The organism is Leeuwenhoekiella nanhaiensis (assembly GCF_002744755.1).
Taxonomy (GTDB): Bacteria; Bacteroidota; Bacteroidia; order Flavobacteriales; family Flavobacteriaceae; genus Leeuwenhoekiella; species Leeuwenhoekiella nanhaiensis.
This window is the reverse complement of the sequence record NZ_KZ319315.1, coordinates 1-10,797: the sequence shown is the minus strand read 5'-3', so window position 1 is coordinate 10,797 and position 10,797 is coordinate 1. Positions and strand designations below refer to the sequence as shown.

The following is a 10,797-nucleotide window of genomic DNA, read 5'->3' as shown; positions in this document are numbered from 1 at the left end:
GGCTTCATTCAATAGGGAAATCAAAGGGCGACCGGTCAACATAGATGACATAAAGTACTATGCAAAAATAGAGCACCAACGCACATTTAAAGGGACAGATTTTCAGGTAAAAGAGAACCAACCGTATGCCACGAAAATTCTTCAGCTCAAAACGGAAATCCGAAATATTCAAGAAGGACGAGCTGAAGGAAATATTAAAAGGATGAAAAAGCAAATCGCCAAACTGGAACGCCAGGCACCACACCAACAAAACGGAAAACGGATTGTCCAGGGAATGCAAAAAGATGGAAACCAAAGCCACATCCATATTATCGTGAGCCGTAAGGATGCGTCCAACAGATTCAGCTTGTCGCCAGGAAGCAAATACAAAGCATCCGACGTGAAGTTGAATGGGCAAACCGTAAAACGCGGTTTTGACCGAGATAAATTCTTTAAGAATGCAGAAAAAACTTTTGATAAAACTTTTGGCTATAAACGAAACTTTGCCGAGACCTACAAAGCTCGAAAGGATTTTGTAAAGAATCCCAATCTCTATTTCGCTGCCTTGATGAAACTACCAGCTAACGAAAAGGCCTTGGCTTTTAAAATGATAGCAAAAACGGGACTACCGATAGTGCCAAATATTCCAGTTAGTCAAACACAGATTGCACTTCGAGTTCTTAAACGGTTAAGGCGTGGTGCAGAAATAGCGCTTAAATCAAGTTCCATTGGAATCTAATCGGTATGCAAATAGATAACCTCATAACGACACTTACAATTATAGGTCTGGCCAGTATTGTTTTCTATGCGATGTTTCGGGTAAGTAGGTATGCATTCATCGTTAATTTTCTTGTGCTTGGTGCGATGGTGTTCTATTTGAACGAGGAAAACCGACTGATTCTGATTTCTCTTTATCTGGCTTGCCCTCTCATATTAATTAACATAGGAATGTATGTGTTCCTGCATAAAACTGACAAGCCGTTAAATGGCGATAGCAAATATCAGGTCAGCTTTGAGACCACCAAGGGAAATTTTAAACTGGACAACATCAAACGAGGTGCATCCATCATCGGTTCTGCTGGAAGCGGAAAAACCGAAAGCGTTGTGTATGGATTTTTGAAACACTTCCGGAAAGAAAGCTTTTGTGGAATTATACACGACTACAAGGACTTTGAACTGACCGAAATGGCGTATCCGCTTTTTAAGGATAGCCATATCCCTTTTAAGGTCATATCCTTTGATAAAATCATCCACAGGGTAAATCCTATCGCGCCACGCTATTTAGAGAATGAGGAAAGCGTAAACGAAGTGTCGCGGGTATTGATTGAAAACCTATTAGAGCAAAGAGAAAGTGGCACGACTGGCACTACAAAATTTTTCAATGATGCTGCCGAAGGTTTGATTGGTGGGTTGATTTGGAAACTGAAAACCACCTATCCACAATTCTGCACACTTCCACATTTAATTGCCATCTACCAATATCTGGACACGGACAGTCTAATCCAGTTCTTGGAAACCAACACCACGTCAAGGGCAATGGCAGATGCTTTTATAAGCGGCAAGGATTCGGATAGGCAAACGGCTGGCGTAAAAAGTACCTTGGCCAATGCGCTTAAAAGAATTAGTACACAACGCATTTTTATGGCGTTATCTGCAGATGAAGTGCCACTCAATATAAATAATGAGGAAAATCCAGCGGTCATTTCAATAGTCAATAACCCGAAATTTGAAACATCATATTCGCCTGTTATTGCTACCATTATTCACACTATAACCAAACAAATGAGCGTGCGAAATTCAAAACCATCTTTTCTGTTGATGGAAGAAGCGCCGACCATTCGTCTATTAAATATGCACCGTATTCCGGCAACGTTGAGAAGCTATGATATAGCGACTATCTATGTGATGCAGGACAAAATCCAGAACGATATGATGTATGGCGATAAGGCAAGCAAGGCCATTCTTAGTAATTTATCCTATCAATTTTTCGGAAAGGTCAATGACCCGGACACGGCGAAATACTACGAGCGCTTTTTTGAAATAATCAAGGATCCAACCAAAAGTATTAGTCGTGGTCATAATCTCGATTTTGACACTCGAATTACTACAGGCGAAAAGGAAATACCGAAGATTAGGGCTGATGTTTTCTTCAGGTTAAAGCAGGGCGAGTTTATTACGTATGCTGATGGAAAGGATAAAAAGGTGCTGTTCAAATTACCGAGTTTTAAACGAGAACTTCCAAAAGAATCCAACCAATTTTCTCGGGTAGATTTGGCAGCCAATTTTGAAAAAATTTACAGTGATGTAAAGTCTATATTTAGTTAACCAAAAGAGTGGTCCTATAAATCTAAATTATGATTTACTTTCTTGATAGGATAATGTTATATTTATCTTGGGTAAAATGAGTTTTAAAACGTGCAATATATTAATGCTTTAAATGAAAATAGACAACGCTGAAGAAATACAAAACCTAACAGAAATTATTGAAGATTTATGTAAAAAACATCACTTAACAATTGAAATCGCTGAAGACAATTACTTTAGGATATTTACAGATCAATCCTCTGGAATAACACTTTTCCTTCAATTAGATGAAAATTATAATTTATCATTTTATTTTCTTCAAAGAACATACGATGTTTTTTATGCAGGTGACAGATCCGATGCGCACGTTATTTTAAGCCTAATGTTTACTTCTTTTTTGAGATTCTATAAAACAGGAATCTCTTGTGAGCAATTTGACATAGGTCATCCAGTTGTACCTGATGAAATTTGGGGAAGGTATTTGGTACCTGTCCAAGTTCCAATTTTACACGGAATTTCAACTGCCGAACAACTCTTTAAAGTTGTCGAGGAAATCATAATAATGGTTGCATTTTGGCGAGAAAGCTTATGGTATTTTACAGGTTGTCCTTGTGACAAGTGTATGACTGATGGGAATATTAGTAATTCAAATTACAAGTATTCACTTGAAGATGTCGAAGCTTTATTCTCAGATTTACACACTATATCCAGCCGTAACAATTATGGTGACCGTGAACGACCAGAATGGGTATATTTCTATGACATAGAAGAGGAAGTTACTATGATTAAGTCAAGTAGTCTCGCAAAGTTTCTCAATGCAACTTTAGACTTGTGTACAGATAAAACAGAATCGATGAAAGGCGAGAATGGTACATTTGTGCTCAGCGATAACATAAAAAACTTTGTTCACGATGAGACTAAGTCTGAAATGGACGAATACTTTAAAAAAATTAATAAGAACGGTAAACTAAAAGGATACCCGGTTATGCCTATGGAAAATATGGTCGTTACCGTAATGGAAGATTATATTATTGCATTGGGTAGAATTTGTGGATTTGATGAATATAAAAAAGAGAGAGAACTCATAAGACAGCGCCATAATAGAGAATCTGAATTATTGTTTCCTATATCACAATTTATTTGGAAAGAAAAGGTCTGTCCTGATCAATTCGAGCTATTAGTTAAAGCACTATTGGAACGTGAGCCAAACGTAAAAAGCGTTAGAAGACCGGCGCCCATCAATCAAGGTGATAAAGGAAGAGATTTAATTATTGAGTGGAATGTAATAAATGAATATATGTCCGATACCACACCACCAAAAAAGTTGATAAAAGTTGTAGGGCAATGCAAATCGGGAAAATCTACAATCGGAAAAGGGAAAGTATTGGATATGCGAGATACTGTAGAAACCCATAATTCACAAGGCTTCTTTTTAGCCGTAAACACCCAAATTTCTTCAGCACTTACAGAAAAGCTTGAATCGTTACCATCTCAAGGAATTTGGACTTCTTGGTGGAATAGGGAGGATATTGAGATGAGACTGTCTAAAAATCAAGATTTAATCCCAATATTTCCAAATGTACTAACATCTAAAGACCAAGTCAAATTTGTGGATAAGAATAAATAGTTTTATAACTTATCTTTATTCACAACCTTAAGTTTATTTATTTTTTATGATTTGTAATCAAATAGGTGGTCAAATAGGTGGTCATATTGGTTGTCATATTGGTGGTGTAATAGGTGGTGCAATAGGTGGTGTAAAATTGATATTGGGCATCATAAGTTGATAGGCAGTCTTTAATATAACTTACACGTAATTCAGTATAACATTTCAATTTTTTAGACCTATATAGTAAGACTTAAAAATTTTAGTAAATAATTGAGCTTTAGAAACAATCTTAATTATTCATTCTAAATAATCTTTTTGAAGTACTAGCTAAGTTTTTAATACCAATCTTACAATAGTTTGCTTCAATCTCAAAAACAATACAATTTCTGCCGGTTTGTTTACTTGCAATGGCAGTTGAGCAACTTCCGCCAAATGTATCCAATACCAAATCACCTAAATCGGTACTTTTTTCAATTAAATAACTTATCAAATTAACGGGCTTTTCTGTGGGGTGATTATTGTTCTTGGTTTTGGCAGATTTTAAAATATTACAATCACGCTTTCCGTTCAATTTTTTGCTTCCGTTACTACAAAATATAATCATCTCATATTTTGGGGCATAGTCGCCTTTTAGGTCACCAGTTCCGTGATTTTCCTTTTCCCATATTAATATATTTTTTATTCTAAATTCTTTTCCAATAAAAAACTTAAAGACTTCCACATTATGCCAAGAGCAAAAAATGTATAGATGTGCCTCGTCTTTACATACACGTTTCAACTCTTTCACCCAATGATTCAACCAATCTAAATTGTTGTCATTGGGCATTCTTTTATGCCGCTTACCTCGTTTATTACTTCTGTAATCGATGCCATAAGGTGGGTCGGTCAGTACCAAGTCTACACTGTTATTAGCGACGGACTTAATTCCGATATTCCAATCTATATTTAGTATTTTTTGCGCCAATTATTTAGATTGAGTTTATTAAAGACAAAGTATAAGTATGACTCTTCAGAATCTTTTGAAAACTGATAATTAATTAGAATAAATGTTTAGTGATTATTTAAAAGGGTCCTTTATCCCTGGGCTTATTGTAAGTGACCTTCCATTGACCATTTTCTTTGACTAATTTGAAAACACCAGACTTCCCATCAAAAGAGGTTTTATATTTTATCCAGGCAATGTCCCCCTCAATGACTTCATCCAAAATTTCTACCTTGATGTTTTTATCAGAATCAGGCATCATATTTAGAACCGTAATCAAACTGGCATACCCTTCTGATGTGGTATGCTTTTTTAGAACTGACTCATCTTTTGAGAAAAAGCTTTCTGCAACAATCTTGGCAGTTTCTGAAGGCGACATATTCTTGTTTTCTGAACAGGAAATGAATAGAAGTACGAGTGAGCAAATGACGATTTTTTTCATAACAGTATTAATTTGGGTTATTAATATATCTGTGCGATAGTTTCATTTCAATATTTCGTTCACCATCCTTTTCATTCAGTTCTAAAATTGCCCTACGGTCATTGGATAATGAAAACTTGGGCAACACATAAACGAACCGTGCCGTTTGACCTTCTACAATTTTTGAAGGCAGATTATGTTTATAAATCGGCTCTTGATACAAACGTTGTAACGATTTTCTTTTTCCTTTCTGTCGTGTTTCAATCGAAAGATTCAAGAAATTCAAATCGTAGTCCAAGGTAGAATTGTTCTCAATCTGGATAACGAAATAGAGTTCTTCTTTATCAAAAACGATATTCTCAACACTTAAAACAATGCCTTCATTTCGCTTTTTGATTCGACCAATACGTTGTTTTCTATTTAGCAGATACGAGCAGAATTTTTGGTAATAAAAGGCTCTGTTATCTACACGCTCTTCAGAGGATTCAGCAAGAATTGAATCGGTTACAATCGGTTTTTCATTCCCGATACTATGTGATGCCGGAATGAAGTAATTGAGCTTAGAAAGCTGTTTTTTATACCTTACAATATACGAAAAAATCGAGCCATTTCTATTGACTACCAGTAAATTACTTTCCTTCCCAGGCTTAGCTTGTAACAGCCCAAAATACTGTTCTTTATCACGATTGTAAGTAAAGACAAAATTATCTGAACCGGTTATGCCTTGCCGTATGGGTTCGGGGAAAAACAGGGCAACGTTTTTGGTGTCGTTTGCATAAATGGTATCGAGAACTACAGTTTTTTGCAAATTAGTCTGTGCCAAGCATAAGAGAGGTGCAAAAGCAGAATTGACAAGAGCTAGAATGATGATATATTTTTTCATAAGTGTGATTTTTAAATACCCATTAGGGCTTCATAATTTTGGTTTTAGGATTAATTTGTAATTATTGAGCACAGTTATCTTCACACTTCGGTTACTACGTCTGAAAACCTGTGTAATTCCACCCACTTGAGGGACAGTAGGAATATTGATGTCGCCAATAACATCATCTAAAACTTCCGTGGTAGCCTCTGCCCGAAAATTGTTTTGTACGTAGATACCCTCACTTCCATCCAACAAATCGAATGCTTTAAGTTTAGTAGGATGATGTTTTATGTTCTCAATTTCGATTAAAGCACGATTTGGCTGAAAGCTGATGAAACCAAAAATTTGTGTGTTTTTAGGCATCAGTTTACCGTTTATTATTGCAGCTTGTGTAAGACGCATCTGTAACCTGGTATTCGCCTTGACAACTTGGTCGCCATCTACTACGACATAAACGGTTTCATCTGTATTACCTATAATCGAAACTTCATTCGGTTTAGGAGAAGCTGCAAAGAACAGTTGATGTTCAAGACCCAATTCTTTTGCTTCAATTTTCTGTTCTCTTTTGATTTCGGTAGAGTCAATTTCTATTGTTTCATTTTGAGCAATTTTCTTATGACCCAAATTTTGATATTTCTTTTCAGAATATTTAATCTTACCAGCATCGTAAATACTATCCACGATACGCGCTTTTTCACGCTCTGGTAAGTCTGGGTCATAAAAGCCTAGGGAATCAATCAGCTTTTCATCATAGATGCTAGGTGCATTATTTTCGCGCACTTCTTTTAGGTCATTGATAGCATCCAATTTTGAGTCATACTCTTTTTGGTTTTCCTCTAAATCAGGAACTAAGGTTTGTTCAAGATTTTCATTTTCACTTTCATCATCGCCCATCACCATTACGGAATAGGAAATAAGGAATATGAAAATTACAGCCAATACAGCTGCAAATACTATTTTATTCTTTTCAACTTTCATCATTTAGTTTTTTAAGAGTGTTTTCAAAATATTCGGTTATTAAAAGTCCGTGAGGGTTGTTTGGAAAGTTTCGGTCAACTGGAATTAGATTTCCTGTTGAAACAAGTTCGTAGGTGTCTATTATAGTTCCTCTGTTGATTTCAAAAATCGTAACGGTTCTAAAAATATATGTTCCGTTTTGTTCCTCGATTTGGGAATCAATGCTCAATACTTTTTGGACCAATGAATATTGCAATAATCGATTGTAAACACCATCCGCTTTTTTCTGACGATAAAGGTTGTCTATAGAGCTATTGCCCAACCAAAGAGCCTTTTCCAAGTTCTTTTCATAATTGCTTGCATCGATGTTGTAGAAATATCTGTGAAACAAATCCAAATGTGCCAAAGCTTCTACCCTGAAATTTTCTTTTTGGGTAACGAGTTTCAACGGGATAATGCTACCATCTGTATTGATAGCAAAAGCACTATTGAGCGCGTTTTTATTGGTGGTAAAGGCCATCCAAAGTGAAATTGTACTTGATAAGAATGCACAGATTATTACTGCAAGTACTATAAACCGATTCAATTTTAGGACGTTATAAATATTCTTGTATGGTGTTTTCATTGTGAGGTGAATTAGCTAGTAAACAATCTGAGTGTAAATGATGTGGCCCGCTTGTAAAGTTTAAACTTCAGGAATACAATAAAGCCTACCGAGCCAAGCTGGACCACTGGTGCAAAAAATCCCTGGCCAACATCTGTCCCAAAAAGATTTACCCAGAAATTGGTGTTGATTTCGGTGTAAAGCGCATTTATAAATATATTGACCAAAAAGAAGGCAGGCACCAACATATATACCGCAGCATACAACTTAAAAAATGTATATGCCAGTGAACGGAATTTTTCAAAAACAGCGAGACTAATGACCAAAGGAAAAAAAGCCTGCATAATTCCTAAAAGAAAGAAACGTTCTGCCAAAAACAGCGGATATATAAACAGGTCTAAAATCCAAAGAATGATTCCAATAATGAAGGCAAGTATCTTGAACCCATAAAGAGGTGTTACCAATGCTTCATAAAGCAGGGTCATTGCATTTTTTGCAGCATCTATAAGATTTATGTCTTCTTCAATGGGAATATCTTGCATCTGCAAGGGCAATAAAGCTGGTGCTGTACCACGATATTGTGCTTCTATAGAAACCAAAATACTATCGAAGAAACCCAATACCTGAGTAGAAAAGATAACCAGGAGAACTATGGCAAAATTCTTTGCAAGTTCCCCTGGACTCAACCCCCAAGTGTAACCGTCCTTATCCGCAATACCTTCGTTATATTTTTTAAGGATATTGACTAGGAAGAACAATACAGCTAGCGTTTTCATCCCTGCAATGGTGTATTGCGAGAAGCTGCTATTCTGTATCGTTTGAAAAACGGTGTCGATATATTCCAGTCCGATTGACATTGCTTTTAATACTCAGTTTCTCGGTTATTGATTTTATCCTGCATTTTTCTGAAGGAAATAATGTCCTTGTAGCGTTTCGTTTTAGTTGTGATATTAGCAACCATTTCCTTTGATTCCTGTTCTTTCTGTTTCAACACTTCAGCACGTTCGGCGTCGCTCATTTTCAGGTAATCACTTGATAGGATTTCGTCAATAAAATCAAGGGTATCCAAAGAGTTTTGGACTATGGCATTAAATGATTCTGTAACCCGTGTAACCTCTTCAGGTTTTATATAAGGCGAATTCAGGATGTCCTGTAAATCATTTTGCATTACATTGATGAGGCGCTGATTATTTTGGGCAATTTCTTGAACCGCTCTAAGTTGCTGTACTACACTTGATACCTTCTCTATGCTTTCTTTGGCATCTTTCAAGAACTGAACGGACTTTATAAGCTGCGATGTTTGCTTTGCAGATTCTACAAGAGATTTTACCAGACTGATAAAGTTGGTATTGTCGTAAACTGGCATTCCTTGGGCGGAAGTACGACCAGTCATTAAAAATATTAGGGCTATTGCCATTACTAAAATTCTGATTTTTGTCTTCATAATATTATGTTTTAGATGTGTATTGAATTATTGCTTTTTCCATATCTTGATGCTCTTCGTAAAGCTTCATTATTTCTTCGTTTTCCTTTCCGTCGGTCAAGTAAGCTGCATACACTTCTTTAGGAACTTCTAGCCTGAAAATGTTACTTTCCCTACCAATTTTGATGAACATTTCAGTGTACTTCCGTGGTCCGGAAAGATTGTTTTTGATAGACTTTAATTGGTTCAAGTCGTGGCTTGAAAGGTTGAGCCTTTTGACCAATTCGTCATAGCCTTTCTCGTTGTTCAGACTATAGATGACCTGCGTATTTTCAAGAATACTTGCCGAAGTGGAATTATTTGGCAACTGATTGATAGATTGCAGGATGATACCGATGGCACCATTCTGTTTACGTATAGCTTGATAGTAGAATTCCACACTTTCCAGTACATTGTCAAACTTCAGTTGTTTGGCAAACTCATCGAATAGGATGATGCCTTTTTCTGCCCTGTTTTTCCAAATCGTACTTTGGATGGCAGATTTGATGAGTTTCAGCATTACGGACAGGATTTCCTTATTGTCCTTGACTTCGTCAAGTTCAAAAACAATCAATCTTTTGTCCTCAATTTTATAGGTCTGGTCTTCGCTCACTTCAAATAGAAAACTATATAGACCATCGCCGACATACTCTGACATTACGTGCAAGAAGCTCGTGACATTGAAGTAGTCGGGATGGATTTTCAAGGTGTCCAGAAGGTCTTTCTGATTCCTTTCTATAAAGCTGTAGAAACCATCCAAAGAGTGGTTTTCTGAAGTGCTGTCATAATAATGGCGCAGTATCTTTTTGACCGAAACCGATTGTGCTTTTGTCACTTTCAAATCAGATGCGAACAGCTCAAATAGGAAAACTGATAAGTCTTCCAAACGTTCGGGTGTCAGGTCATTTGCATTGCTGATATAAAATGGATTGATACCAAGATTTTTTCCGCTTTCATAGCGCAGCACCGTATATTTTTCAGGATAGAGTTTGGCAAACTTGGTGTAGGACCCGCCCAAGTCGATAATGACCAGACGAACGCCACTTTCAAAATATTGGCGCAGGATGTTATTGGCCAAAAAGGATTTGCCTTCGCCCGTTGGTGCGAAGATGGCAAAGTTCCGTGCCTTGATGCGCTTCTTGCGCTCGTCCCAAACATCCTTTAGAACGGGAATGTTATGCTCACGGTCGTTAAAGATGATTCCGGTTGCATCGGACTTGTAGTTCGTATTGTTGATGAACAGGCAAAGTGCGTGTTTTAAATCCGTTACATATAAATCGTTGTTAGAGAAATTGGATGAAAAACAACAGTAACTATTCAGTATATAGTTCTTTCGTTCTTCGCCTCTTGGATAGTAGGGGATGATATCCAGTTCCTTGAACTCGGTCTTGATTTTAGAGGTTATCTTATCGAGCTCTTTGGCATCTTTTGACCAATACGCAATATTGAGATGACCACGAATGATTCGTGCATTATCATCGGCATTGATTTGGTCAAGGATGTGTTGAATCTTACCAAGGACGACCTTGTTCTGCGAACCGAAATTTGAACTTTTGTTCAGTTCTTCAATTTTCTTATCCAGAAGCTTGCGCCACTTTTGTTTGTCGTCGAGAT

The 10,797-nt window shown here is 36.8% G+C and carries 12 protein-coding genes; 3 read left to right on the top strand and 9 right to left on the bottom strand.

The genetic code is table 11. The features are described from left to right. The 3 genes from mobB to CJ305_RS18810 all read left to right on the top strand — a co-directional run. Window positions 1-718: MobB family relaxase (gene mobB / locus CJ305_RS18820; RefSeq protein ID WP_099647807.1), on the top strand; the 718-nt coding region annotated here is incomplete at its 5' end. A gap of 5 nt (window positions 719-723) precedes the next feature. Next, window positions 724-2,304, top strand: a complete 1,581-nt coding sequence (locus CJ305_RS18815) for a type IV secretory system conjugative DNA transfer family protein (RefSeq protein WP_099647806.1) — start codon at window positions 724-726, stop codon at window positions 2,302-2,304. A gap of 112 nt (window positions 2,305-2,416) precedes the next feature. Next, window positions 2,417-3,910, top strand: coding sequence for a PDDEXK family nuclease (locus CJ305_RS18810; protein WP_099647805.1), 1,494 nt, complete (start codon window positions 2,417-2,419; stop codon window positions 3,908-3,910). A gap of 37 nt (window positions 3,911-3,947) precedes the next feature. Here the strand turns inward: CJ305_RS18810 and CJ305_RS19540 are convergent, their stop codons facing one another. From CJ305_RS19540 to CJ305_RS18770, 9 genes are all read right to left on the bottom strand, one after another. Continuing rightward, window positions 3,948-4,118 carry a hypothetical protein gene (locus tag CJ305_RS19540; protein WP_189319494.1) on the bottom strand — a complete coding sequence of 57 codons (171 nt, stop codon included), beginning with the start codon at window positions 4,116-4,118 and terminating at the stop codon, window positions 3,948-3,950. A gap of 63 nt (window positions 4,119-4,181) precedes the next feature. Continuing rightward, window positions 4,182-4,856 carry a DNA-methyltransferase gene (locus CJ305_RS18805; RefSeq protein WP_051957571.1) on the bottom strand — a complete coding sequence of 225 codons (675 nt, stop codon included), beginning with the start codon at window positions 4,854-4,856 and terminating at the stop codon, window positions 4,182-4,184. A 97-nt stretch (window positions 4,857-4,953) separates the two neighbouring features. Continuing rightward, on the bottom strand, window positions 4,954-5,316 hold the full coding sequence (locus CJ305_RS18800) for a hypothetical protein (protein WP_099647804.1): 363 nt from the start codon (window positions 5,314-5,316) through the stop codon (window positions 4,954-4,956). Window positions 5,317-5,323: 7 nt separating this feature from the next. Next, complete coding sequence (locus CJ305_RS18795) at window positions 5,324-6,178, bottom strand: DUF4138 domain-containing protein (protein WP_099647803.1); 855 nt, start codon at window positions 6,176-6,178, stop codon at window positions 5,324-5,326. 30 nt (window positions 6,179-6,208) lie between these two features. Next, window positions 6,209-7,138: a conjugative transposon protein TraM gene (traM, locus tag CJ305_RS18790; RefSeq protein WP_099647802.1), complete on the bottom strand. Its 930-nt coding sequence runs from the start codon at window positions 7,136-7,138 to the stop codon at window positions 6,209-6,211. Continuing rightward, window positions 7,128-7,742, bottom strand: a complete 615-nt coding sequence (locus tag CJ305_RS18785) for a conjugal transfer protein TraK (protein ID WP_099647801.1) — start codon at window positions 7,740-7,742, stop codon at window positions 7,128-7,130. Before CJ305_RS18785 ends, traM begins: the two co-directional genes overlap by 11 nt. A gap of 11 nt (window positions 7,743-7,753) precedes the next feature. After that, window positions 7,754-8,578 (bottom strand): hypothetical protein, encoded by an 825-nt coding sequence (locus CJ305_RS18780; RefSeq protein ID WP_099647800.1) that lies wholly within the window; start codon window positions 8,576-8,578, stop codon window positions 7,754-7,756. Between the two features lie 5 nt (window positions 8,579-8,583). Then, on the bottom strand, window positions 8,584-9,165 hold the full coding sequence (locus CJ305_RS18775) for a conjugal transfer protein (protein ID WP_099647799.1): 582 nt from the start codon (window positions 9,163-9,165) through the stop codon (window positions 8,584-8,586). 4 nt (window positions 9,166-9,169) lie between these two features. Beyond that, window positions 9,170-10,797 (bottom strand): VirB4 family type IV secretion system protein (locus tag CJ305_RS18770; protein WP_099647798.1); only part of this gene is annotated, 1,628 nt, incomplete at its 5' end.